The following is a 23,443-nucleotide window of genomic DNA, read 5'->3' on the forward strand; positions in this document are numbered from 1 at the left end:
GTAAAGGCTCACTAATCATTAATGCTGGATCGGATATCAAATTGAACGGTTAATCTGGTGTTGGAGCGACTATCAACTCCGCAGGCGGCTCGCGCAGCCTGGGAAAAACATCTGTTATTTAGTGCTAAGCACCGCGAGGTTTATGCGTTTTCTCTCTATACGGCCGGGATAAGGCGGCGTTGAAGCCCGTCGTCAACCCGCAGCCAGAGTAGCCGCCGCGCCGCCGGCAGAGAAGCGGGTATTCATAAGAAACGCTTTTGCATATAATGCAAAAATGAATGACGCCCGCTATGTAGAACATCTGCCAATTTTTCTCGACGTGGCCCACCTGGGCAGCTTTTCCGCCGCTGCGCGCCAGCTGGGTATGGTGCCTTCTTCGCTGGTGCGCCATATCGATGCGCTGGAAAGCGCGCTCGGCGCGACGCTGTTCGTGCGCTCCACCCGCGGCCTGTTGCTGACCGACGCCGGCGAGCTGCTGCTGACACGCGCCGCCGCGCTGATGACGGACATTACCGGCCTTCGCGCCGAGCTGAACGCGCTGAACGAAACGCCGCAGGGCACGCTGCGCATCAGCTGCCTGCCGACCTTCGGCAAAACCTATGTGCTACCGCTGCTGCCGACGCTGGCGGAACGGTACCCTCAGCTGTGGGTCGATCTCGATCTGACCGAACGCCAGACCGATCCGACCCAGGAACGGCTGGACGCCGCCATCCGCATCGGCGAGCAGAAGGACAGCGCGCTGTACGCCAGCCGCATCGCCACCCAACGCTGGGTCATGTGCGCCAGCCCCGGCTACGTCGCCCGCTATGGCCTGCCGAGCGATCTGGAGGCGCTGCCGCAGCACCGGCTGATCGCCCGCTACCACAAACAACAGCCGGCCTGCTGGGCGCAGATCCTCGACGCGGCGCTGATGAGCCGCTGCACCATGGCGCTGCGCTGCGACGACTTCACCGCGCAGCGTCAGGCCGCACTGCTCGGGCTCGGCATTGCCTTTCTGCCCAACTGGGTGGTGGGGCCGGACGTGCAGCACGGGCAACTGGTGCAAATGCTGGAAGATCCGCGCCATGAGCAGCAAGGCATCTATCTGCTGCGGCCGATGGCGAAGGTGTCCGCCCGGCTGGCGGCCTTCACTGCCCTGCTGCAGCAAACCATCGGTCAGCCGCCCAGCTGGGGGTAAAGCGGCGTCACTCGTCCATGCAGGGCCGGGTTGTCGCTCTCGTCCTTCAGCTCGATGCCGCTCAGCCGCCGCTTGAACGCCTGCTCCAGCAGCCAGGCCAGGCGGAACGCCGCCTGCGGGTAATCCAGCCCCTCGGGCCGTACGTTGGAAATACAGTTGCGCTCGGCGTCCGTTCTGCGCGCGCTCGGTCCCCAGGTCAAATAGATGCCCAGACTGTCCGGCGACGACAGCCCCGGCCGTTCGCCGATCAGCATCGCCACCGCCCGAGCCTGCAGGCATTCACCGATCTCATCCCCCAGCGCCACCCGCGCCTGATGCGCCAGCACCACCGGTGCCACGGTCAGCCCCAGCGTATCGAGATAGGGCCGCAGCGCTTGCAGCAACGGCAGCGCCTGGCGGTGCACCGCCTTGGAGGAGAGGCCGTCCGCCACCGCCAGCAGCAGATCGACGCGGCGCGGCGGTAAACCAAGCAGCAGGCTGCGGCTATCCGGCGCCAATCGCCGCCCCAGATCCGGACGGCGCAGGTAGGCGGCGCGGTCGCCAGCCTGGCTGTGCACCGCCAGCGTGGGCCAACCGGCATCGTGCAGATCCGCCGCCAGCCGCTCGCTGTCGAAAGGCTGATGCACCGCGTCGCGCGCCTGGGCATGGGCCAGGCCGAAGCGCAGCAGCTCGTCGGTCGGCAGACTGGCGCCGGTGCGCCCCAGCGCGATGCGCGCGTCGGTAAAGGCGCGCAGCGCATCCCAACTGTTGACGTGAACCGGTTTGCTCATGTCCGTTCTCCCTGCAGCGCCAGCAACAGCGGGTGATTGGCGGCGGCGTCGCGCAGCCGCCCGCGTTCGTCGGTGATGTTCATCGCCGCCAGCCAGGCGGCGAACTCCGGCGCGTGCTTCAGCCCCAGCAGCTCTCGGATATAGAGCGCGTCGTGGAACGAGGTGCTTTGGTAGTTGAGCATGATGTCATCCGCGCCCGGTACGCCGATCAGGAACGTCAACCCGGCGGCGGCCAATAGCGTCAGCAGCGTGTCCATGTCGTCCTGATCGGCTTCGGCATGGTTGGTGTAGCAGACGTCGCAACCCAGCGGCAGGCCGAGCAGCTTGCCGCAGAAGTGGTCCTCCAGCCCGGCGCGGATAATTTGTTTGCCGTCATACAGGTATTCGGGGCCGATAAACCCCACCACGGTGTTGATCAGCAGCGGTGAGAAATGGCGCGCCACCGCATAGGCACGCGCCTCACAGGTCTGCTGATCGACGCCGTGATGCGCGTTAGCCGACAGGCAACTGCCCTGCCCGGTTTCGAAGTACATCACGTTATCGCCCAACGTGCCGCGCTTGAGGCTCAGCGCCGCCTGCTGCGCCTCCGCCAGCAGCGCCAGACTGATGCCGAAACCGCGATTGGCCGCTTCGGTACCGGCGATCGACTGAAACACCAGATCCACCGGCGCGCCGCGCTCCATCAGCCGCAGCGTGTTGGTCACATGGGTCAGCACGCAGGATTGGGTGGGAATGGCGAAGCGCTGGATCACGTCGTCCAGCATGTAGTTGAGCTTTTCCAGCAGCGGCAGGCTGTCGCTGGCCGGATTGATGCCAACCACCGCATCACCGCTGCCGTACAGCAGGCCGTCCAGCATGCTGGCGGCGATGCCCTGCAGGCTGTCGGTCGGGTGATTGGGCTGCAGCCGCACGCTAAGGTGGCCCGGCAGGCCAATCGTATTGCGAAAGCGCGTCACCACCCGGCACTTTTTCGCCACCAGGATCAGATCCTGATTGCGCATGATCTTGCTCACCGCTGCCGCCATCTCCGGCGTGATACCGGCGGCCACCTGCGCCAGCATGGCGCTGTCGGCCTGCTCGCTCAGCAGCCAGTCGCGAAAATCGCCGACCGTGAGGTGCGAGATGGGCTCAAAAGCGGCGGCATCGTGATTATCGATAATCAGGCGCGTCACCTCGTCCTGCTCGTACGGCACCAGCGTCTGCTGCAGGAACGCCTTGAGCGGCAAATCCGCCAGCGCGATGCGCGCCGCCATACGCTCTTCGGCGCTTTGCGCCGCCACCTCCGCCAGATAATCGCCGGAGCGCGCAGGCGAAGCCTTCGCCATCAGCTGACGCAGATCGCCAAAGCGATAGCCGCGTTGGCCCACCGTTGCCTGATACATAGTCCCCTCCCTTGCCCCGAGTGACGAGATAACAGCCCTGCACCAAGTGTAGTCAGTGGGAAAAGAAAATTATTTTGCACGCGATCGCCGCCATCACGCTTCCCCCCATTTCACCCGCCGCCGCTTCGGGTTACAGTAGCCGCGAAAACAGGAGGGGTGATGGATCCGCAACGGCAAATTATCGACTGGCTGCAACAAGATAACGCGCGCATGGCCGCCCTGCGCACCGTGCGCCGGCTCGGCCTGAATGACTGGTGCCTCGGCGCCGGCTTCGTACGCAACCTGGTGTGGGATCGGCGCCACGGCTATAGGGAGCCCACGCCGCTCAACGATATCGACGTGATCCACTTCGATGCGCAGCGCGCGGACGCCGAACGCGATCGCATGCTGGAGGCGCGGCTGCAACAGTGGCTGCCGCAGCCGTGGTCGGTCAAGAATCAGGCGCGCATGCACCTGCGCGGCGGCCGGGCGCCCTACCGCAACAGCGAAGAGGCCATCAGCTTCTGGACCGAAGTGGAAACGGCGATCGGCGCGCGCCTGAACGCCGACGACAGCATCACCCTGGTGGCCCCCTTCGGGCTCGCGGCGCTGTTCGACGACACCATTACCTTCAACGTGAAGAACGGCGATCGCGCGGCCTATGCCCAGCGCGTGCTCGACAAAGGTTGGCTGTTGCGCTGGCCGCGTCTGCGGCAGGTAAAGATTTAGCCGCCGCTGCCGATACCCTGATCAGCGATATACCGACTCAGGGAGAGCATCCATGTCGACCACCATCACCATGATAGTACCGATCAAAAATACCGTTCCCGGCGTCAGCAACGTCTTTAGCGCGCCGGGCCATCAGGGCGAATTGCTGATGGCCAAACCGGTCAACAACCAGCCGCAAGGCGGCAAGATGGAGAAAAACGAACGCGCCAACGGCAATGAAGAACCGGCTAACCTCAACGAAAGCCGCGCCTCGGTGCGCATCAAGGCGCTGAACCGGCAGATTCAGGCGCTGCAGCAAAAGCTGGTGGAGCTGAAGGACTCCAGCGCCGACCCCAAAGAGATCGAAAAACAGAAACAGCTGATCGAAGCGCAGATCAAGATGTTGCAGGCCGAGATCGCGCGCATCCAGAAAGAAGAAATGGAAAAGCAGCAGCAGGAGCAGATGACAAAAGCCGCAGCGCAAGCCGGCGACGGCGTAAACCGCCCAACGCCGCTCAACGCAGTGGACGTCTATATCTGACTCAATATTCCGCGTTTTCCTGCCGGCGCTGGTGCAGCAGCGCCGCCTGCTGACGCGCCACCTGCCAGATGGCCTCCGCCGCCGGCGTCAGCGAACGGTTCTTGCGCCGTACCAGCATCAGTGCACGGTTGATCTCCGGCACCAGCCGCCGCACCCGGAGCCGCCCCCCTTCCGGCAACGGCAGCGCCAACGCCGGGAAAATGCTGATGCCGATCCCCTCCGCCACCATCGGGAACAGCGTCGCCGGATGGCCGATTTCCTGCACCACCTGCGCCTCGACGCCCTGCTGCCTCAGCGCGCTGTCGATCAGCGGCCGGCTGCCCGACGCATAATCCTGCAACACCAGACGGCAGCCGTTTAACGCCGACCAACGCACCTCTTGCTGCTCAGCAAACCGGTGATCGTCGCGGCACAGCAGCAGGAACGGTTCATGCAGCACCGCTTCGCACTCCAGATCCACCGCCTGCACCGGATCGACCACGATGCCAAAATCCACCTCGGCGTTGCGCACGCTGTGCAGCACCTGCTGCTGCGCCTGATCGCGCAGCATGATGCGGATCTCCGGGTATTCGCGTTCGCCGGCGGCGATGCACTGCGGCATCAGATGGGCGGAAATGGTCTGGCTCGTCGCCACCCGCACCGTGCCGCTGCGCTGTACGCCAAAGCTGCGCGCATCCAGCAAAGCGGCCTGCAGCTCGTCCAGCAGCCGTTCGACCCGGTTGGCCAGCCGCAGGCCGGCGTCGGTCAACACCACTTCACGCGTGGTGCGATCCAGCAGGCGCACGCCGACCTCCGCCTCCAGCTCTTTCACGCTGTGGCTGACCGCCGATTGCGTCAGGCCGATCGCCTCGCCGGCGCGGCTGAAGCTGCCGTGGCGGGCGATGGCGACGAACACCCGCAGCTGTTTGAGTGAGTAATTCATGTGTTTTATTCATAGATGAATTAAATAAATCAATTTAATTATTATATGCCCACGCGGGAGAATAGCCCCATCGATTTTCTACCCGAGCGCATCGCCATGAGATTCCTACCCGATCGTTTTACCCTGACGCTGATCGCCACCGTGCTGCTGGCGTCGTTCCTGCCGGCGCGCGGCGAGTTCGTCGGCTGGCTCAACGCCCTGACCATCGCCGCCATCGCCCTGCTGTTTTTCATGCACGGCGCCAAGCTGTCGCGCGAGGCCATCCTGGCCGGCAGCAATAACTGGCGGCTGCATCTGTGGGTGATGTTCAGCACCTTCATCATTTTTCCGGCGCTGGGGATGCTGTTCGCCTGGTGGGCGCCGATCGACGTCAGCCCCGAGCTGTACGCCGGTTTCATCTACCTGTGCATCCTGCCCGCCACCGTGCAGTCGGCCATCGCCTTCACCTCGCTGGCGGGCGGCAACGTGGCGGCAGCGGTGTGCAGCGCGTCTGCATCCAGCCTGCTGGGGATCTTCGTGTCGCCGCTGTTGGTCGGCCTGCTGATGAACGTGCACGGCGATACCGGTAGCCTGCGGCAGGTGGGCTCGATCGTGCTGCAGCTGCTGGTGCCGTTCGTCGCCGGCCACCTGCTACGGCCGCTGATCGGCGGCTGGATCGAGCGCCATCGCCCGCTGATCGGTAAAACCGACCAGACCTCGATTCTGCTGGTGGTGTACGCCGCCTTCAGCGAGGCGGTCACGCACGGCATCTGGCATCAGGTGGGGATCGGTTCGCTGGCGTTTATCGTCGGCGGCAGCATCGTGCTGCTGGCGATCGTGCTGGTGGTGAACACTTACATGGCGCGTTGGCTGGGGTTCAGCAAAGCGGACGAGATCACCATCGTATTCTGCGGTTCGAAGAAGAGCCTGGCGAACGGCATTCCGATGGCCAATATCCTGTTCCCGGCGGCGACGGTGGGGATCATGGTGCTGCCGCTGATGGTGTTTCATCAGGTGCAGCTGATGACCTGCGCAGTGCTGGCCAAAAGATACCAGCGCAAGCAGCGAGCGCAACAGGCGGTGCCCAACGCCAACGCACAGGCGTCGCGCGGGTAAAAAAAAGACGGGCCAAGACCCGTCAGTTCAGCTTTTCTTCAGCGGCTTGACCAGGTGGTCAAGCCCTTCGATTTTAATCGCCAGCGTCATCTCCATCAGCATGCCGAGCTTGCCTTTGGGGAATTCGCCCTTGCGGGCGAACCACAGCAGGTACTCTTCGGGCAGATCGATCAGCACCCGCCCTTGGTACTTGCCGAACGGCATCACGGTATTGGCGATCTCCAGCAGGTGTTCTTTTTCCATCACTCACCCAGCAAGCGGATCATCTCCGCTTCGTCGATCACGGCGATACCCAGCTCCTGCGCCTTCGCCAGCTTGGAACCGGCCGCCTCACCGGCGATCACCAGATCGGTTTTCTTCGACACGCTGCCGCTGACCTTGGCGCCCAGCGCCGTCAGGCGATCTTTGGCCTCGTCGCGCGACAGCTGGCTCAGCGAGCCGGTCAGCACCACGGTTTTGCCGGCGAACGGGCTGTCTATCTCTTCCGCCGCCACCACCACCGGCGCCGGCCAGTGGATGCCGATCTCGGCGCCCACCAGCTCGTTGATCACCTGCTGATTGAGCGCTTCATCGAGGAAATTGCGGGTGTGTTTGGCCACCACTTCGCCGACGTCCGGCACCTCTTTCAGCGCCTCGATGTCAGCGGCGAACAACTTCTCGAGCGATCCGAAATGCGCCGCCAGGTTGGCGGCGGTCGCTTCGCCGACCTCGCGAATGCCGAGCGCATACAGGAAGCGGGCGAAGGTGGTCTGTTTGGATTTCTCCAGCGCATTGACCAGGTTCTGCGCCGATTTCGGCCCCATGCGATCCAGACCGGTCAGAATGCCGGCGGACAGCCGGAACAGATCGGCCGGGTTCTTCACGTACTCCTTGTCCACCAGTTGCTCGATGATCTTGTCGCCCATGCCTTCAACGTCCAGCGCGCGGCGGGAAACGAAATGCTTCAACGCCTCTTTGCGCTGCGCGCCGCAGATAAGACCGCCGGTGCAGCGCGCCACGGCTTCGCCTTCCACGCGCTCAACGTCGGAGCCGCACACCGGGCAGTGCAGCGGGAACACCACTTCGCGCGCATCCTGCGGCCGGCGGTCTTCCAGCACCCCCACCACCTGCGGGATCACGTCGCCGGCACGGCGCACGATCACCGTATCGCCGATGCGCAGCCCCAACCGCTCAATTTCATCGGCATTGTGCAAGGTGGCATTGCTGACGGTCACCCCGGCCACCAACACCGGCTCAAGGCGGGCCACCGGCGTAATCGCGCCGGTGCGGCCAACCTGAAACTCCACTTCGCGCACCACGGTGATCTGCTCCTGGGCCGGGAATTTGAACGCCGTCGCCCAACGCGGTGCTCGCGCCACAAAGCCCAGCGTTTCCTGCAGATCGATGTCGTCAATCTTGATCACCACGCCGTCGATGTCGAAACCGAGCTGTGCGCGGTCCTGCTCGACCTGACGATAAAACGCCAGCACTTCCTCGCTGCCGGTGCGGCGCTGGGCGCGATCGCTAACCGGCAGGCCCCAGGCCTTGAACTGCATCAGGCGCTCAAAGTGGCTGCGCGGCAGCTCGCCGCCTTCCAGCAGGCCGACGCCGTAGCAGAAGAAGGTCAGCGGGCGTTTGGCGGTAATGCGCGGATCGAGCTGGCGCAGCGAACCGGCGGCGGCGTTGCGCGGATTGGCGAACACCTTGCCGTCTTTGCGCCGCGCCTCTTCGTTCATCTGTTCAAAACCGGCCTGCGGCATGAACACTTCGCCGCGCACTTCCAGCCGGCGCGGGATGTTGTCGCCGGTCAGGCGCAGCGGGATGGCGCGAATAGTGCGCACGTTGGTGGTGATGTTCTCCCCGGTGGTGCCATCGCCGCGCGTCGCCGCGCGCACCAGTTCGCCGTCTTCATACAGCAGGCTGACCGCCAGGCCATCCAGCTTCAGTTCGCAGCAGAAGGTCAGCGGATCGCTGCTTTTGAGCCTGTCCTGCACGCGCTTGTAAAACGCCAGGAAGCTTTCTTCGTCGAACACGTTGTCCAGCGACAGCATCGGCACTTCGTGACGCACCTGGTCGAACGCCGCAAGCGGCGCCGCGCCCACGCGCTGGGTCGGCGAATCGGCGGTGATCAGCTCCGGATGCGCGCTCTCGAGCTCGCGCAGCTCACGCATCAGGCGGTCATATTCCGCATCCGGCACTTCGGGCGCATCCAGCACATGATACTGGTATTCATGATGGCGCAATGTGGCTCGTAGTTGATTGATTTGTTGGATTATCGATTCCATGGCTCACCATCAAAGATAAAAAACCCCCGGCTAGCGGGGGCTTTGTTGTTACGGATGTTCAGTGCGCGCGGCAACCCGGTCAGGCGTTGTTTTCCAACACTTCACGGATACGCGCTTTGTAGGTTTCCAGCTTCTGCGGCGTCATCATGCGGCGCTCGTCGTCCAGCACCACGCCGCCCACGTCGTCGGCGATGCGCTGCGCCGACTGCAGCATCAGCTTGAAGTTCTGATTGGCGTCGCCGTAAGACGGCACCATCATGAACATCGACACGCCCGGCGTGGAGAAATCGGACATCATGTCAGGATCGAACGACCCCGGCTTGACCATGTTCGCCAGGCTGAACAGTACCGGGCCACTGCCGGCCGGGCTGATATGGCGGTGGAAGATGCCCATCTCGCCAAACTGGAAGCCCGCCTGCAACACGCTCTGCAGCAGCACTTCGCCGCCGATCACGCCGCCCTGATGGGCCGCGACGTGCAGCACCAGCACGGTCTCTTTCAGCTTAGCCTGAATTGGCGCAGCCGCAGGCTGCGGTGCAGGTTCCGGCGCAGGCTTCACTTCCGGCGCTTGCTGCACAGGAGCCGGTTCGGCGTGGAATGCCGGTTCTGCCCCCTGCGGCGCCTCATGTTCATGCGGCAGATCGTCGACGCGCGGCTCACGGCGCACGGCCGGTTGCGGTTGCTGCGGTTCGGCCTGTTCTTCGTCCGGCGCGTAGTTGTTCAGCAGGATATCATCATATTCCGGCCGCTGAGACAGCGGAGGCGGCGTCTGATGGGCAGCCGGCTGAACGGCGTGGGGCGCTGGCGCAGCCGCCGGAGCGGGCTTCGGCGCGGCCACGGGTTCTTCGCGTGCGGCATCGAAATGGCCGAATGACGGCTCGTCTTGCGGGTGAGCGGCGCGTACGCGCACCTCACCGACGCCTTCTTCGAGATCGTCGATCGGAGTTTGTTCACGTTCCTTTTGGGAACGTTTGGCTGGGCGATCGCGGAAGAGCGCTGACCGTTCTTTGCGACTGGTCCACAGACCGTGCAATAACAGCGCTATTATGGCGATCGCGCCAACAACGATTAATATCAGACGCAAATCCTGCATCATTGCTATCTCTGTTGTTCCAATACATTGCCACCGCGGCAAACATTCACTCTTTAACTCTATTTGCCCGCGCACACAAGTGCAAGTCCGTGCTGAACTTTATGCCAATAAAGATGATTATACTGCCTTTTTCTGCTGGTTTTTCAGCCAACCCTACCCTAGCCAGTGGAAAATCATCCCTATATGATAATGATGCCTGTTCAGACAACGAGATAACTTAAGATATGTCCTATACGCAGCTCCCTTCCCGCTCGACCAGCGGCATTCACTATTTCGCCGAAGGCTGGCGCCTGATTTCGCGCCCGGGGATTAAACGCTATGTGGTCCTGCCGTTGCTGGTCAACGTGCTGCTGATGGGCTCCGCTTTCTGGTGGCTGTTCAGCCGGCTTGGCGATTGGATCCCGGCGATGATGAGCCACGTTCCCGACTGGCTGCAATGGTTGAGCTACCTGCTGTGGCCGCTGGCGGTCATTTCGGTGCTGCTGGTGTTCAGCTATCTATTCAGCACTATCACCAATCTGATCGCCGCGCCGTTCTGCGGCCTGCTGGCCGAGCAGCTCGAAGGCAGCCTGACCGGCAAACCGCTGCCGGACACCGGCCTGCTCGGCATCGCCAAAGATCTGCCGCGCATCATGGCGCGCGAATGGCGCAAGCTGATGTATTACCTGCCGCGCGCGCTGCTGCTGCTGGCGCTGTACTTCGTGCCCGGCATCGGCCAGACGGTGGCGCCGGTGCTGTGGTTCCTGTTCAGCGCCTGGATGCTGGCGATCCAGTATTGCGACTACCCGTTCGACAACCACAAGGTGAGCTTTGCCGACATGCGCCGCGCTTTGCGCCAGCACAAAACCGACAATCTGCAGTTCGGCGCGCTGGTCAGCCTCTTCACCATGATCCCGATCCTCAACCTGGTGATCCTGCCGGTCGCCGTCTGCGGCGCCACCGCGATGTGGGTCGATCGTTATCGCACTCAATTCGTCCGATAATCGCCGTTTTTTACCGCCGACAGCGCGGGAATTTTCGACAGGGCGCGCATTTCGCGCCCTTATCATTGTGCTTAAAACTTATTTCCTAATAACATATAGATATACCAATTCTTTACTTCCCTGCCGGTACTGTTAGCGTATGCTTTCGATGTTCCCCACATTTTCATAGAGTTAAAGGACGGGCTATGAGCAAGATATATGAAGACAACTCATTAACAATCGGCCATACGCCGCTGGTTCGTCTGAACCGTATCGGCAACGGACGCATTCTGGCCAAGGTTGAATCACGCAACCCGAGCTTCAGCGTCAAATGCCGCATCGGTGCCAATATGATTTGGGATGCGGAACAACGCGGCGTGCTGACCGCCGGCAAGGAACTGGTGGAGCCGACCAGCGGCAACACCGGCATCGCGCTGGCCTTCGTCGCCGCTGCGCGCGGTTACAAGCTGACGCTGACCATGCCGGAAACCATGAGCATCGAGCGCCGCAAGCTGCTCAAGGCGCTGGGCGCCAATCTGGTGCTGACCGAAGGGGCGAAAGGCATGAAAGGCGCCATCGCCAAAGCCGAAGAGATCGTCGCCACCGATCCGAACCGTTACCTGATCCTGCAGCAGTTCAGCAACCCGGCCAACCCGGCCATCCATGAAAAAACCACCGGCCCAGAAATCTGGGAAGACACCGATGGGGAAGTCGACGTGTTCATCTCCGGCGTCGGCACCGGCGGCACATTGACCGGCGTCAGCCGCTACATCAAGAACACCAAAGGCAAGGCCATCACCACCGTGGCGGTCGAGCCGACCGACTCGCCGGTCATCAGCCAGGCGCTGGCCGGTGAAGAGCTGAAACCGGGCCCGCACAAGATCCAGGGCATCGGCGCCGGCTTCATTCCGGGCAACCTCGATCTTGACCTGGTGGATCGCGTCGAGAAAGTCTCCAACGACGAAGCCATCAGCATGGCGCGTCGTCTGATGGACGAAGAAGGCATCCTGGCGGGCATCTCCTCCGGCGCAGCGGTCGCGGCGGCGGTGAAACTGGCCGAAGAACCGGCGTTCGCCGACAAGACTATCGTGGTCATCCTGCCCTCTTCCGGCGAACGTTATCTCAGCACCGCGCTGTTCGCCGATCTGTTCACCGAGCAGGAATTGCAGCAGTAATTCCGCAACTGCACAAATCGCTAAAAAAGCACCCTGCGGGGTGCTTTTTTGTGGACTGGATCAAACTTTATAGCAGTCCAAGATTGCTTTTGCCCGTCGCCTTTAGTATTTAACGTTGCATTATTTCGATGCGCAAAATTAATCACTCTCCGAGCACGGTCAAGGCTGAATCGATTTACTCATCTGTCGCCGACGCGGCGAATCGGGCATAATGGGGAGCGGATTGGAACGACGTCTAAAGCCGAGTTTTTTGATCTGAAGTGCCTAACGCGTCGTTTTCTGTTGCATCAACGTTCGCCCCTGTCCATAGTCAGGCGCTATAACCAGACAAGTTAAAGTCAGGCCCCTGGGCTAAACTTTAACTCCACAACATTAATCCAATAAGTTGGGGAAACATCAATGTTCCAGCAAGAAGTTACTATTACCGCTCCGAATGGTCTGCATACTCGCCCTGCCGCTCAGTTCGTTAAAGAAGCCAAAGGCTTCACGTCTGACATCACCGTGACCTCCAACGGCAAAAGCGCCAGCGCTAAAAGCCTGTTCAAACTGCAAACTCTGGGGCTGACTCAAGGGACCGTAGTGACCATCTCAGCTGAAGGTGAAGACGAGCAGAAAGCCGTTGAGCACTTGGTAAAACTGATGGCAGAGCTTGAGTAATCGGCCCGTCTTTTTAGTTAACACCAGTCAAGAGTAAGGTAGGGTTATGATTTCAGGCATTTTAGTATCACCGGGCATCGCTTTTGGTAAGGCTCTCTTGCTGAAAGAAGACGACATCGTCATCAACCGGAAAAAAATCTCTGCTGATCAAGTAGAGCAGGAAGTCTCGCGTTTTCTGGCCGGCCGCGCGAAAGCGTCCGAACAGCTGGAAGCGATCAAGACCAAAGCTGGCGAAACCTTCGGCGAAGAGAAGGAAGCTATCTTCGAAGGCCACATCATGTTGCTGGAAGACGAAGAGCTTGAGCAGGAAATCATAGCCCTAATCAAAGACGATCTGGCCTCCGCAGACGCCGCCGCCTACACCGTGATCGAAGGTCAGGCAAAAGCGTTGGAAGAGCTGGACGACGAATACCTGAAAGAACGCGCCGCCGACGTGCGCGACATCGGCAAACGCCTGCTGCAAAACATTCTGGGCATGCCGATCGTCGATCTGGGCTCCATTCAGGACGAAGTGATCCTGGTGGCCACCGATCTGACCCCGTCCGAGACCGCGCAGCTGAACCTGGACAAAGTGCTGGGCTTCATTACCGATCTCGGCGGCCGCACCTCCCACACCTCTATCATGGCGCGCTCCCTGGAGCTGCCGGCGATCGTCGGTACCAGCGACGTGACCAAGCAGGTGAAAAACGACGACTACCTGATTCTGGATGCGGTTAACAACAAAATTTACGTTAATCCGACCGCTGACGTTATCGATCAGCTGAAAGCCGCCCAGAACCAATACATCACCGAGAAAAACGATCTGGCCAAGCTGAAGGACCTGCCGGCGATTACGCTGGACGGCCATCAGGTTGAAGTCTGCGCCAACATCGGCACCGTGCGCGACGTCGCGGGTGCAGAGCGCAACGGCGCGGAAGGCGTCGGCCTGTACCGTACCGAATTCCTGTTCATGGACCGCGACTCGCTGCCAACCGAAGACGAGCAGTTCCAGGCTTATAAAGCCGTGGCGGAAGCCATGGGCTCGCAGGCCGTGATCGTCCGCACCATGGACATCGGCGGCGACAAAGACCTGCCGTACATGAACCTGCCGAAGGAAGAGAACCCGTTCCTCGGCTGGCGCGCCATCCGCATCGCGATGGACCGCCGTGAAATCCTGCACGCCCAGCTGCGCGCCATCCTGCGCGCCTCGGCGTTCGGCAAACTGCGCATCATGTTCCCGATGATCATCTCCGTGGAAGAAGTGCGCGATCTGAAAGGCGAAATCGAGACGCTGAAGGCGCAGCTGCGCGAAGAAGGCAAGGCGTTTGACGAGAGCATCGAGGTGGGCGTGATGGTGGAAACACCGGCTGCGGCGGTCATCGCTCACCACCTGGCGAAAGAAGTCGACTTCTTTAGTATTGGGACAAACGATCTAACCCAGTATACTCTGGCGGTAGATCGCGGCAACGAGCTGATTTCTCATCTCTATAACCCGATGTCCCCATCAGTACTTAGCCTGATCAAACAGGTTATTGATGCATCTCACGCAGAAGGCAAGTGGACCGGCATGTGCGGCGAACTGGCTGGCGATGAGCGTGCTACACTGTTGTTATTGGGCATGGGGCTGGATGAGTTCAGCATGAGTGCGATTTCAATCCCGCGCATCAAGAAAATTATTCGTAACACGAATTTCGAAGATGTGAAGGCGTTGGCAGCGCAGGCCTTGGCACAGCCAACGGCACAAGACCTGATGAATTGCGTCAATAAATTCATCGAAGAAAAAACGCTCTGCTAAACTTCCACGACACTGGAACGCCGCCCAATTTAATGCTTAGGAGAAGATCATGGGTTTGTTCGATAAACTGAAATCTCTGGTTTCTGATGACAAGAAAGACACGGGCACTATCGAGATCGTCGCTCCCCTTTCTGGCGAAATCGTCAATATCGAAGATGTGCCGGACGTAGTGTTCGCTGAAAAAATCGTTGGCGACGGTATCGCCATCAAACCGGCCGGTAACAAAATGGTTGCTCCGGTTGACGGCACCATCGGTAAGATTTTCGAAACCAACCATGCATTCTCTATCGAATCCGACAGCGGCATTGAGCTGTTCGTCCACTTCGGCATCGATACCGTAGAACTGAAAGGCGAAGGCTTCAAACGCATCGCCGAAGAAGGTCAGCGCGTCAAGAAAGGTGACGTGGTTATCGAGTTCAACCTGCCACTGCTGGAAGAGAAAGCCAAGTCTACCCTGACGCCGGTCGTTATCTCCAACATGGACGAGATCAAAGAGCTGATCAAACTGTCCGGCAGCGTGACCGTTGGCGAAACCCCGATCATCCGCATCAAGAAGTAAGCGCGGATGAGCAAGAAAAACGGCGCCCTCGGCGCCGTTTTTTTATCCCCTTCGTCGTATCCCAATCTCGCTACGTTATGACGACCAGCGCGGGATACGCAGGGTAATGACCAGCCCCTCTTTGTCGCCGTTGCGCGCCTCAACCTGGCCGCCGTGCGCCAATACCACCTTGCGGGTAATCGCCAGCCCCAAGCCGTAACCCTTGCCCGACTGCGCCGACTTCACACGCACGAACGGATCGAAGATGCTCGACAGCTTCGCCTCTTCGACCCCCGGCCCCTGATCGCTGACGGCGATCTGGAACTGGTTATCGACGCGCGACAGCGCCACCGTCACCCGCTGGCCGTGGCTGGAAAAGCGCAGCGCATTGCGCACGATGTTGTCCACCGCTCGCCGCATCAGCTCCGCATTGCCTTTGACGGTATACTCCACGTCCGACTCGGCCTGCAGCACGATATCCACGCCGGGCACCTGCGCCTCGTAGCGTGCATCACTCACCACCGCGTCCACCAGGCCGTACAGATCGAAATACTCCTCGTCCGGCAGGCTACTGTGTTCGGTACGCGACAACGCCAGCAGCTCGCCGATCATTTTGTCCAGCCGCCCCGACTCGTGTTCGATACGTTTGAGCGAGGCTTCGACGTTACCGGCATTCTGCCGCGCCAGGCCAATCGCCAGCTGCAGGCGCGCCAGCGGTGAACGCAGCTCGTGCGAAACGTCATGAAGTAACTGCTCGCGGGCGCTAACCAGCAGTTCCAGCCGCTCGGCCATGGTGTCGAAATCGCGCGCCACGTCGGACAGCTCGTCATGGCGGCGCCGCATGTTCGGGAACAGCCGCACCGACAGATCGCCCTGCGCCACCCGATCCAGGCCGCCGCGCAGCTGACGCATCGGCCGGGTCAGGTTCCAGGCCAGCACGGCGCTGAACAGCAAACCGCCCAGCCCGCCGACCCACAGCATCGGCGCAGGAATGTTGAAGAAGTGGGAACGCCGCTCCGGCCGATACTCTTCCCGCAGCCCGCGCACGTCATAGCTCAGCCAGTAACCTTGCCCTTCCCCGGTCTGCACCCAGGCGGAAATCGCTTTCGGCATACGACGCCCTTCAAACACCGGTTCTTCCGGCGCGGGCGGCGGCGGTTGGGTCATCGGCGTAACCGACAGCAGACGCCTGTCGTCCTCGGGCCAGTCGCGCATCAGGGCTTCCAGCGCCGGCATACCGCCGCTGCGCAACTGGGTGGCGGCGGAGGTCAGTTGCAGGCCAATGACCCGCCGCGCCATGGCGTTCTCCGGCGGCACATAACGATCGCCATAAAGAGAAAACGCCACCCACAGCGCCTGCGTCATGATGAGGAAGGTCAACCAAAAGCCGAGTAAAATTTTCCAGAACAGTCTTCCGCGCATATCAGGTTACCGGATGCGATAGCCGATGCTGCGCACCGTCTCGATGCTGAGCTTACTGCCGGCCAACGCGCTCAGCTTCTGGCGAATATTGCTGATGTGCACGTCCACGCTGCGGTCATAGGCCTCACGCGGGCGCCCCAGCCCCTTCTCGGACAGCTCGTCCTTCGACACCACGCGATCCGGCGCGCGCAGCAACAGCTCCAACAGATTGAATTCCGAAGCGGTCAGATCAAACGCCTTACCGCGCCATTCGCTGCTGCGGGTTGAAGGGTTTAGCGTCAGCTCGCCGAAGCTGATGGCGGCTTCGTCGTCCGCCTCTTGCGGCCGCTCTTCGAAACGGCGCAGCACCGCGCGCAGACGCGCCACCAATTCGCGCGGGTAGCACGGTTTGGGCATGTAATCGTCAGCGCCCATCTCCAGGCCAATCACCCGATCGATGTTGTCGCCTTTGGCGGTCAACATGATGATCGGCAGCCGGCTCTTTTTACGTACGTCCCGCAGCACGTCAATGCCGCTCATGTCCGGCAGCATGATGTCGAGGATCATCGCGGTATAGTCGCCCGACAGCGCGCCCTCTACCCCCGCCTTGCCCGTCAGCACTAGCGTGGCATCGAAGCCTTCGCCGGTCAGGTATTCGCTCAGCATGGTGCCAAGCTCCAGGTCATCGTCGACCAGTAAAATTTTCATGCCTTGCTCCTTCACCGATTTTCGTTATTTTCCCGCCAATTCCGCCGGCCCGCAGCCGGTTTTACTCAATCCTTACACATCGCTCTTTGCGTCTCGCCACCGTTATTGTGGCCGCTGCCGCGCAATTTCTCTACTTCAGTCATGGCATTGGCGCACGAGCAAGCGGCAGCTACCACGCAAGCGGGGCTGCCGTCTGTCGAAAGGAAAGGGGGAAAGATTCTCCCGACGGAACACACCGCCGGGAAGGAGCGATCAGTCGAACACGCCGGTAGAGAGGTAACGGTCGCCGCGATCGCAAACGATCGCCACCACGACGCTGCCAGGGTGGGCCGCCGCGATGCGCAAGGCGCCGGCTACCGCACCGCCGGAGCTGACGCCGCAGAAAATGCCTTCACGCTGCGCCAACTGGCGCATGGTCTGCTCGGCATCGCCCTGTTCGATATCCAACACCTGATCCACCAGCTCCGGGCGGAAAATCCCCGGCAGGTAAGCAGGCGACCAACGGCGAATGCCGGGGATGCTGCTGCCCTCCGCCGGCTGCAGGCCGACGATCTGCACCTGCGGATTCTGGCTCTTCAGGTAACCGCCCACGCCGGTAATGGTGCCGGTGGTGCCCATGCTGGAAACGAAGTGCGTGATGCGCCCTTCGGTCTGGCGCCAGATCTCCGGGCCAGTGGTGGTGAAGTGGGCATAAGGATTGTCGAGATTGTTAAACTGATCCAGCACCTTGCCCTGCCCCTGGCGCTGCATCTCCAACGCCAGATCGCGCGCCCCTTCCATCCCCTGCTCACGGCTGACCAGGATCAGTTCCGCACCGTAGGCGCGCATCGCCGCCTGCCGTTCCAGGCTCATGTTCTCCGGCATCAGCAGCTTCAGCGTATAGCCTTTCAATGCAGCGATCATCGCCAGTGCAATACCGGTGTTGCCGCTGGTAGCCTCGATCAGCACGTCGCCGGGCTTGATCTCCCCGCGCAGCTCCGCCTGCTGGATCATCGCCAACGCGGCGCGATCCTTCACCGATCCCGCCGGGTTATTGCCTTCCAGTTTGACCCATACTTCGCTGCCCGCCTGGGCGGCCAGCCGTTGCAGTTTTACCAGCGGGGTATTCCCGATGCATTGTTCGAGCGTTGTCACGATCTTTGCCTGTGTGTTGGTGTGCGTAAAGTAAAAAGGCAACCCTGGGGTTGCCTTGAAAAAAAGGGCTGTTAAAACCTATCAGGCGCTTTTGGCTAACGCAACAGGTTGCAGCAGTTGATCGCCGGCATACAGCCGCGCATTGAGGCTGCCGACGTAATAACGGCCGCCGCGCACCGGCGTGGCGTTGCCTTCCGGCAGCACTATGCTTATCGGTTCCTGATGCCAGCCGATCGGCTGCACCGTCAGCTGCCAGAAATGGCCGCGCGGGCTGACTTCCAGCACCTGAACCGGCAGCGGGCAACGTTCGCTGCTTTCGGTCGCCACTTCCATTTCCCACGGGCGCAGGAACAGATCGACGCTGCCCTGGTGCATCGGCTGGAACGACAGCGGCCACTGGTGCGCGCCGACGAACAGCTGGGAGCCGCGAATTTCGCCGTTCAGGCGGTTCACTTCCCCCATGAATTCCAGCACGAAGCGGCTGGCCGGCTCGCGCATAATCTCCTCCGGCGAGCCAACCTGTTCGATATTACCCTGGCTCATCACCACGATGCGGTCGGCCACTTCCATCGCTTCTTCCTGATCGTGGGTGACGAATACGCTGGTGAACTTCAGCTCTTCGTGCAGTTGGCGCAGCCAGCGACGCAGCTCTTTACGCACCTGCGCATCCAGCGCGCCAAACGGCTCGTCCAGCAGCAGAATTTGCGGTTCCACCGCCAGGGCGCGCGCCAGCGCCACGCGCTGTTTCTGGCCGCCGGACAGCTGCGACGGGTAGCGATTGGCCAAATGGCCAAGCTGCACCATGTCCAGCAACTGAGTGACTTTCTGTTTGATCGCCGCGGCGTTCGGCCGCTCGCGGCGTGGCAGCACGGTCAGGCCGAAGGCGATGTTGTCGAACACCGTCATGTGGCGGAACAGCGCATAGTGCTGAAACACGAAACCCACGCGCCTGTCGCGTGCATGCATGTGGCTGACGTCGGTGCCGTGGAAGCCCAGCTTGCCGCCGCTCTGGCTTTCCAGCCCGGCGATGATGCGCAGCAGCGTGGTCTTGCCGGAACCGGACGGCCCGAGCAGCGCCACCATCTCGCCGGAAGCAATATCGAGCGAGATATCGTTCAATACCTTGGTGCGACCGAAGTACTTGTTGATGCCGTTAATCTCAATGCTCATGATTTTCCTCCCGCTCGAGACGCGCGTTTTGACGTTCCAGACGCCACTGCAGCGCACTCTTCAAAAATAGGGTAACGATCGCCATCAGGGTCAACAGCGCGGCAGCGGTAAAGGAACCGACGGTGTTGTAATCCTGCTGCAACAGCTCGACCTGCAGCGGCAGACTGTAGGTTTCTCCGCGAATCGAACCGGACACCACCGACACCGCGCCGAACTCGCCGATGGCGCGTGCGTTGGTCAGCACCACGCCATACAGCAGCGCCCAGCGAATGTTGGGCAGCGTCACGCGGCGGAACATCTGCCAGCCGGACGCCCCCAGCAGAATGGCGGCCTCGTCTTCCTGGCTGCCCTGGCTGAGCATCATCGGCACCAGCTCGCGCACCACGAAGGGACAGGTGACGAAAATAGTCACCAACACCATGCCCGGCCAGGAGAACATGATCTGGATGTTATGCGCATCCAGCCAGCCGCCCAGCAGGCCGTTGCTGCCGTAAAACAGCAGGTAAATCAGCCCCGCCACCACCGGTGAAACGGCGAACGGGATATCGATCAGCGTCAGCAGCAGCTGGCGGCCGGGGAAGGTGAAACGCGTCACCAGCCACGCCAGCAACGTGCCGAACACCAGGTTAAACGGCACGGTAATCAGCGCGATCAAGACCGTCAGCCAAATGGCGTGCAGCATGTCCGGATCGAGCAAGTTGCTCCACATCGCGCCGAATCCTTTGGAAAAGGCCTCGGCGAAAATCGACATCATCGGCACCACCAGCAGCAGCACCGAGAACAGCGTTCCGATGGCGATCAGCGTCCACTTGCCCCAGTTAACGCGTGGGCGCTCGGCGCCGTTGAAGGCGGAAACATCAGCCATCAGTGCCCTCCTCCCAAACGTCTGCCGAAGCGGCTTTGCAATACGTTAATGCTGAACAGCAGCAGCAGCGACGCCGCCAGGATCACCGAGGCGATGGCGCTGGCCGCCGGGTAATCGAACTCCTGCAAACGCACAAAAATCATCAGCGAGGTCACTTCCGTCTTCCAGGCGATGTTGCCGGCGATGAAAATCACCGCGCCGAACTCGCCCAGGCTACGGGTAAAGGAGATGGCGGTGCCGGCCAGCAATGCCGGCGCCACCTCGGGCAGCACCACGCGGCGAAAACTCTGCCAGCGCGTGGCGCCCAGCGTCTCGGCCGCCTCTTCGTATTCCGGCCCCAGCTCTTCCAGCACCGGCTGCACGGTGCGCACCACAAACGGCAAGCTGGTGAACGCCATCGCTACCGCGATCCCGAGCCAGGTAAAGGTAACCTTGATGTCGAAGTGCGCCAGCCACTGACCGTACCAGCCGGTGGTAGAAAACAGCCCCGCCAGCGTCAGGCCGGCCACCGCCGTCGGCAGCGCGAACGGCAGATCGATCAGGCCATCCAGCAGCGAACGGCCGGGAAAACGGTAGCGCGTCAGGATCCAGGCCATCAGCATGCCGAACACCGCATTGAACAGGCTGGCAACGCCGGCCGCCAGCAGCGTCACTTTATACGCCGCCACCACCTGCGGGTTGGATATCACTTCCCAATATTGCGCCAGGCTCATCTGCGCCAGCTGCATCACCAGCGCGGTGAGCGGCAGCAGCAGGATCAAACAGGTATAAAACAGACTGCTGCCGAGGCTGAGGCCAAATCCGGGCAGCACCCGCTTACTGGACGACAACGCCAACATTTACTTGCGCCCTGCCGCTAACAGCTGATCCAGCTCGCCGCCGGTGGCGAAATGGGTTTTCATCACCTGCGGCCAGCCGCCAAATTGATCTTCCACCCGGAACAGTTGGGTGTCCGGGAATTGCCCCTTGGCCGCCGCCATCGCTTTCTGGTCATACACGCGGTAGTAGAAGCTGGTGATCACCTGCTGCGCCGCCGGGCTGTAGAGATAGTTCAGATAGGCTTTGGCCGCCTGTTCGGTGCCGTTGCGCTCGACGTTTTTGTCGACCCAGGCCACCGGGAACTCCGCCAGAATATCGACCGGCGGCACGATCACGTCGTACTTGTCTTCACCGTATTGCTTGCGGATGTTGTTCACTTCGGACTCGAAGCTGATCAGCACGTCGCCCAAACCGCGCTCGACGAAGGTGGTGGTCGCGCCGCGGCCGCCGGTATCGAACACCAGCACGTTCTTCAGGAAACGGGTCATGAAGGCGCGAGTCTTGGCCGTATCATTGCCGTCGGCCTGGCTGGCGGCGCCCCAGGCAGCCAGATAGGTATAACGGCCGTTGCCGGAGGTTTTCGGGTTCGGGAACACCAGTTTCACGTCGTCACGCACCAGATCGTTCCAGGTGTGGATGCCCTTCGGGTTGTCCTTGCGCACCAGAAACGCCATGGTGGAATAGAACGGCGAGCTGTTGTTCGGCAGGCGCGACTGCCAGTCCGCCGGGATCAGCTGCCCGCGATCGTGCAGGATCTGTACGTCGGTGACCTGGTTGTAAGTCACCACGTCGGCACGCAGGCCCTGCAGGATCGCCAGCGCCTGCTTCGACGAGCCGGCGTGCGATTGTTTGATGGTCAGCTTGTCGTTCGGATGCTGTTGATTCCACTGCTGTTCAAAGCCGGGATTCAGCGCGACGAACAATTCACGGGAAACGTCATAAGAGCTGTTCAGCAATTCCGCCGCCGACGCGGCGCCGCTCGCCAACAGCGCAGCCGCCAGCCAACCTTTCAGCACGAGATTTTTAACCCGGTTTTGTTTCATTCTGCACCTTATCACTGAGTCATTCCTTCAGGCTTTCGCCTTATTGACGACCAGTGTATTTATAACTCGGTGCGGAGCTGTAACGCTTTTATATACCGTTTGGTGATTTACAAGCATCAAACGCTATAAGGCAGGGAATGCGAGGCGTTTTCGGGACGGAAAAACGGGCCGAAGCCGGGCGCACCGGCTTCGGCAACGGCGTCAAAGTGACAGCAGGCGCGTTAGCGATGGCGCAAAGTAGTAGCTGCCGGTGACCGCACGGCTGAAACGCAGCATCGCGTCGCGTTTGCCGTCCAGATCGCCGAACATGCTTAGCAGCTGCTGCTCGATATTGTGCAGGCGCGCGCAATAGGCAATGAAGAACAGGCCATGCTTGCCGCTGGCGGTGCCGTAAGGCAGGCTCTGGCGCAGAATTTTCAGGCCCTTGCCATTCTCTTTCAGATCGACGCGGCTGACGTGCGAGGTATCCGGGCGCTGATCGGCCGGCAGCTCTTCGCTGTCGTGCTTGGTACGGCCGATGATCTGCTCCTGTTGCTCGGTGGTAAAACGCTGCCACTGGCGCAGATTGTGCTCGTAGCGTTGCACCAGCACGTAGCTGCCGCCTGCGTCCTCTTCGCCTTCGGCGATCGTCGCCACTGCCGGGCGCTGATCGCCCTGTGGGTTTTCGGTGCCGTCGATGAAGCCGCTCAGATCGCGCTCTTCCACCCAACGGAAACCGTGGGTTTCTTCTTCAATCTTGATGGCGTTGCCGAACGCCGCCAGCGCCGCCTGCGCCAGCGTGAAGTTGACGTCGTGACGCAGCGACTGGATGTGGATCAGCATATCGCGTTGGGTGGCCGGCGCCAGCCCTTTGCCGAGCGGCGCGAACGGCTTCAGCTCTTTCGCGCCCTGGCCGCTGGAGAGATCGTGCCAAACGTCGTAGCCGAAAGCGATCACCGCGCCGAGGCGCGCATCGGGAAACTGCTGCTGCAGCTCGCTCAGCGTCTGACAAAACTGCTTGCAGCCCTGGCGCAAGTCGGCGAATTCGCCCTGTACGGTGGCTTCCATAAAAATGGCGAAACGGCAATGCTCCAGCAGAATACCGCTCTGAACCTGTGTCATGTTGTTATCCTCAATACCAGAATCCGGCAACAGGTAAGGTATGGCGGTTGACGCGCGGGTTCCCTGTTACAAACGCGCGCTATCATACCGCAAGCACGGGCGATTGCCTTGCAGCAGCGCAAAGAAAATAGGGGTAATGGCTTGAAAAGGCAGGCGCCGCGAACC

The 23,443-nt window shown here is 61.2% G+C and carries 23 protein-coding genes; 9 read left to right on the forward strand and 14 right to left on the reverse strand.

Annotated elements, in window-relative coordinates; all coding sequences use genetic code 11:
- The first annotated feature begins 274 nt into the window (after positions 1–274).
- Complete coding sequence (locus FOT55_RS23360) at positions 275–1,177, forward strand: LysR family transcriptional regulator (RefSeq protein ID WP_060447978.1); 903 nt, start codon at positions 275–277, stop codon at positions 1,175–1,177.
- Here FOT55_RS23360 and eutC read toward each other — a convergent pair.
- Positions 1,156–1,947 (reverse strand): ethanolamine ammonia-lyase subunit EutC, encoded by a 792-nt coding sequence (gene eutC, locus FOT55_RS23365; protein WP_147824090.1) that lies wholly within the window; start codon positions 1,945–1,947, stop codon positions 1,156–1,158. The two genes, FOT55_RS23360 and eutC, sit on opposite strands and share 22 nt — an antisense overlap.
- The gene (locus tag FOT55_RS23370) at positions 1,944–3,329 is read right to left on the reverse strand and encodes an ethanolamine ammonia-lyase subunit EutB (protein ID WP_043140320.1); all 1,386 of its coding nucleotides are present in this window, start codon (positions 3,327–3,329) and stop codon (positions 1,944–1,946) included. Before FOT55_RS23370 ends, eutC begins: the two co-directional genes overlap by 4 nt.
- A gap of 159 nt (positions 3,330–3,488) precedes the next feature.
- On the opposite strand from FOT55_RS23370, the gene FOT55_RS23375 reads away from it, so the two are divergent.
- Entirely contained in the window at positions 3,489–4,037 is a 549-nt protein-coding gene (locus FOT55_RS23375; protein WP_127146826.1) for a nucleotidyltransferase family protein, read from the forward strand.
- Between the two features lie 52 nt (positions 4,038–4,089).
- Positions 4,090–4,557, forward strand: coding sequence for a FlxA-like family protein (locus FOT55_RS23380; protein WP_147824091.1), 468 nt, complete (start codon positions 4,090–4,092; stop codon positions 4,555–4,557).
- A 1-nt stretch (position 4,558) separates the two neighbouring features.
- On the opposite strand, the gene FOT55_RS23385 is transcribed toward FOT55_RS23380, so the two are convergent.
- Entirely contained in the window at positions 4,559–5,479 is a 921-nt protein-coding gene (locus FOT55_RS23385; RefSeq protein ID WP_147824092.1) for a LysR family transcriptional regulator, read from the reverse strand.
- Between the two features lie 96 nt (positions 5,480–5,575).
- Here FOT55_RS23385 and FOT55_RS23390 point away from each other — a divergent pair, with 96 nt between their 5' ends.
- Positions 5,576–6,574: a bile acid:sodium symporter family protein gene (locus tag FOT55_RS23390; protein ID WP_049198403.1), complete on the forward strand. Its 999-nt coding sequence runs from the start codon at positions 5,576–5,578 to the stop codon at positions 6,572–6,574.
- A gap of 27 nt (positions 6,575–6,601) precedes the next feature.
- On the opposite strand, the gene FOT55_RS23395 is transcribed toward FOT55_RS23390, so the two are convergent.
- The 3 genes from FOT55_RS23395 to zipA form a co-directional block, all read right to left on the reverse strand.
- Positions 6,602–6,817 carry a DUF3820 family protein gene (locus tag FOT55_RS23395; protein ID WP_127146823.1) on the reverse strand — a complete coding sequence of 72 codons (216 nt, stop codon included), beginning with the start codon at positions 6,815–6,817 and terminating at the stop codon, positions 6,602–6,604.
- The gene (gene ligA, locus FOT55_RS23400; protein WP_025303779.1) at positions 6,817–8,838 is read right to left on the reverse strand and encodes an NAD-dependent DNA ligase LigA; all 2,022 of its coding nucleotides are present in this window, start codon (positions 8,836–8,838) and stop codon (positions 6,817–6,819) included. The genes FOT55_RS23395 and ligA overlap by 1 nt, the downstream gene beginning before the upstream one ends.
- Before the next feature lie 79 nt (positions 8,839–8,917).
- Complete coding sequence (gene zipA, locus FOT55_RS23405; protein WP_043140339.1) at positions 8,918–9,934, reverse strand: cell division protein ZipA; 1,017 nt, start codon at positions 9,932–9,934, stop codon at positions 8,918–8,920.
- A gap of 221 nt (positions 9,935–10,155) precedes the next feature.
- Here zipA and cysZ point away from each other — a divergent pair, with 221 nt between their 5' ends.
- The 5 genes from cysZ (at position 10,156) to crr (ending at position 15,058) form a co-directional block, all read left to right on the forward strand.
- Complete coding sequence (cysZ, locus tag FOT55_RS23410; protein WP_025303781.1) at positions 10,156–10,914, forward strand: sulfate transporter CysZ; 759 nt, start codon at positions 10,156–10,158, stop codon at positions 10,912–10,914.
- Between the two features lie 185 nt (positions 10,915–11,099).
- The gene (gene cysK, locus FOT55_RS23415) at positions 11,100–12,068 is read left to right on the forward strand and encodes a cysteine synthase A (protein ID WP_004936453.1); all 969 of its coding nucleotides are present in this window, start codon (positions 11,100–11,102) and stop codon (positions 12,066–12,068) included.
- Between the two features lie 399 nt (positions 12,069–12,467).
- Entirely contained in the window at positions 12,468–12,725 is a 258-nt protein-coding gene (gene ptsH, locus FOT55_RS23420; protein WP_004936458.1) for a phosphocarrier protein Hpr, read from the forward strand.
- 46 nt (positions 12,726–12,771) lie between these two features.
- Positions 12,772–14,499, forward strand: a complete 1,728-nt coding sequence (gene ptsI, locus FOT55_RS23425; protein WP_025303782.1) for a phosphoenolpyruvate-protein phosphotransferase PtsI — start codon at positions 12,772–12,774, stop codon at positions 14,497–14,499.
- A gap of 49 nt (positions 14,500–14,548) precedes the next feature.
- Positions 14,549–15,058: a PTS glucose transporter subunit IIA gene (gene crr / locus FOT55_RS23430; RefSeq protein WP_004936467.1), complete on the forward strand. Its 510-nt coding sequence runs from the start codon at positions 14,549–14,551 to the stop codon at positions 15,056–15,058.
- A gap of 75 nt (positions 15,059–15,133) precedes the next feature.
- Here the strand turns inward: crr and FOT55_RS23435 are convergent, their stop codons facing one another.
- The 8 genes from FOT55_RS23435 to FOT55_RS23470 all read right to left on the reverse strand — a co-directional run bounded on the left by FOT55_RS23435 (position 15,134) and on the right by FOT55_RS23470 (position 23,278).
- Positions 15,134–16,459, reverse strand: coding sequence for an ATP-binding protein (locus FOT55_RS23435; protein WP_043140342.1), 1,326 nt, complete (start codon positions 16,457–16,459; stop codon positions 15,134–15,136).
- Between the two features lie 6 nt (positions 16,460–16,465).
- On the reverse strand, positions 16,466–17,146 hold the full coding sequence (locus tag FOT55_RS23440) for a response regulator transcription factor (RefSeq protein ID WP_025303784.1): 681 nt from the start codon (positions 17,144–17,146) through the stop codon (positions 16,466–16,468).
- A 252-nt stretch (positions 17,147–17,398) separates the two neighbouring features.
- On the reverse strand, positions 17,399–18,280 hold the full coding sequence (gene cysM / locus FOT55_RS23445) for a cysteine synthase CysM (protein WP_025303785.1): 882 nt from the start codon (positions 18,278–18,280) through the stop codon (positions 17,399–17,401).
- Positions 18,281–18,361: 81 nt separating this feature from the next.
- Complete coding sequence (cysA, locus tag FOT55_RS23450) at positions 18,362–19,450, reverse strand: sulfate/thiosulfate ABC transporter ATP-binding protein CysA (protein WP_025303786.1); 1,089 nt, start codon at positions 19,448–19,450, stop codon at positions 18,362–18,364.
- The gene (gene cysW / locus FOT55_RS23455; RefSeq protein WP_025303787.1) at positions 19,440–20,315 is read right to left on the reverse strand and encodes a sulfate/thiosulfate ABC transporter permease CysW; all 876 of its coding nucleotides are present in this window, start codon (positions 20,313–20,315) and stop codon (positions 19,440–19,442) included. Before cysW ends, cysA begins: the two co-directional genes overlap by 11 nt.
- A complete protein-coding gene (cysT, locus tag FOT55_RS23460) occupies positions 20,315–21,154 on the reverse strand; it encodes a sulfate/thiosulfate ABC transporter permease CysT (RefSeq protein ID WP_019453852.1) in 840 nt (279 codons plus the stop codon). Before cysT ends, cysW begins: the two co-directional genes overlap by 1 nt.
- Positions 21,155–22,177, reverse strand: a complete 1,023-nt coding sequence (locus FOT55_RS23465) for a sulfate ABC transporter substrate-binding protein (protein ID WP_147824093.1) — start codon at positions 22,175–22,177, stop codon at positions 21,155–21,157. It abuts the gene before it with no gap.
- Positions 22,178–22,378: 201 nt separating this feature from the next.
- Positions 22,379–23,278: a Dyp-type peroxidase gene (locus FOT55_RS23470; protein ID WP_147824094.1), complete on the reverse strand. Its 900-nt coding sequence runs from the start codon at positions 23,276–23,278 to the stop codon at positions 22,379–22,381.
- Positions 23,279–23,443: the final 165 nt, after the last annotated feature.

Origin of the sequence: Serratia bockelmannii, assembly GCF_008011855.1 — a bacterium.
GTDB lineage: Bacteria > Pseudomonadota > Gammaproteobacteria > Enterobacterales > Enterobacteriaceae > Serratia > Serratia bockelmannii.

What these genes read in the sequence shown, in the direction of transcription:
- FOT55_RS23465 (WP_147824093.1), bottom strand. Translation starts at nt 22,177, where the DNA reads ATGAAACAAAACCGGGTTAAAAATCTCGTGCTGAAAGGTTGGCTGGCG.
- cysA (WP_025303786.1), bottom strand. Translation starts at nt 19,450, where the DNA reads ATGAGCATTGAGATTAACGGCATCAACAAGTACTTCGGTCGCACCAAG.
- FOT55_RS23395 (WP_127146823.1), bottom strand. Translation starts at nt 6,817, where the DNA reads ATGGAAAAAGAACACCTGCTGGAGATCGCCAATACCGTGATGCCGTTC.
- crr (WP_004936467.1), top strand. Translation starts at nt 14,549, where the DNA reads ATGGGTTTGTTCGATAAACTGAAATCTCTGGTTTCTGATGACAAGAAA.
- FOT55_RS23435 (WP_043140342.1), bottom strand. Translation starts at nt 16,459, where the DNA reads ATGCGCGGAAGACTGTTCTGGAAAATTTTACTCGGCTTTTGGTTGACC.
- cysK (WP_004936453.1), top strand. Translation starts at nt 11,100, where the DNA reads ATGAGCAAGATATATGAAGACAACTCATTAACAATCGGCCATACGCCG.
- FOT55_RS23440 (WP_025303784.1), bottom strand. Translation starts at nt 17,146, where the DNA reads ATGAAAATTTTACTGGTCGACGATGACCTGGAGCTTGGCACCATGCTG.
- eutC (WP_147824090.1), bottom strand. Translation starts at nt 1,947, where the DNA reads ATGAGCAAACCGGTTCACGTCAACAGTTGGGATGCGCTGCGCGCCTTT.
- ligA (WP_025303779.1), bottom strand. Translation starts at nt 8,838, where the DNA reads ATGGAATCGATAATCCAACAAATCAATCAACTACGAGCCACATTGCGC.
- FOT55_RS23360 (WP_060447978.1), top strand. Translation starts at nt 275, where the DNA reads ATGAATGACGCCCGCTATGTAGAACATCTGCCAATTTTTCTCGACGTG.
- zipA (WP_043140339.1), bottom strand. Translation starts at nt 9,934, where the DNA reads ATGATGCAGGATTTGCGTCTGATATTAATCGTTGTTGGCGCGATCGCC.
- cysW (WP_025303787.1), bottom strand. Translation starts at nt 20,315, where the DNA reads ATGGCTGATGTTTCCGCCTTCAACGGCGCCGAGCGCCCACGCGTTAAC.
- FOT55_RS23375 (WP_127146826.1), top strand. Translation starts at nt 3,489, where the DNA reads ATGGATCCGCAACGGCAAATTATCGACTGGCTGCAACAAGATAACGCG.
- cysZ (WP_025303781.1), top strand. Translation starts at nt 10,156, where the DNA reads ATGTCCTATACGCAGCTCCCTTCCCGCTCGACCAGCGGCATTCACTAT.
- ptsI (WP_025303782.1), top strand. Translation starts at nt 12,772, where the DNA reads ATGATTTCAGGCATTTTAGTATCACCGGGCATCGCTTTTGGTAAGGCT.
- cysT (WP_019453852.1), bottom strand. Translation starts at nt 21,154, where the DNA reads ATGTTGGCGTTGTCGTCCAGTAAGCGGGTGCTGCCCGGATTTGGCCTC.
- FOT55_RS23385 (WP_147824092.1), bottom strand. Translation starts at nt 5,479, where the DNA reads ATGAATTACTCACTCAAACAGCTGCGGGTGTTCGTCGCCATCGCCCGC.
- FOT55_RS23390 (WP_049198403.1), top strand. Translation starts at nt 5,576, where the DNA reads ATGAGATTCCTACCCGATCGTTTTACCCTGACGCTGATCGCCACCGTG.
- ptsH (WP_004936458.1), top strand. Translation starts at nt 12,468, where the DNA reads ATGTTCCAGCAAGAAGTTACTATTACCGCTCCGAATGGTCTGCATACT.
- FOT55_RS23470 (WP_147824094.1), bottom strand. Translation starts at nt 23,278, where the DNA reads ATGACACAGGTTCAGAGCGGTATTCTGCTGGAGCATTGCCGTTTCGCC.
- FOT55_RS23380 (WP_147824091.1), top strand. Translation starts at nt 4,090, where the DNA reads ATGTCGACCACCATCACCATGATAGTACCGATCAAAAATACCGTTCCC.
- FOT55_RS23370 (WP_043140320.1), bottom strand. Translation starts at nt 3,329, where the DNA reads ATGTATCAGGCAACGGTGGGCCAACGCGGCTATCGCTTTGGCGATCTG.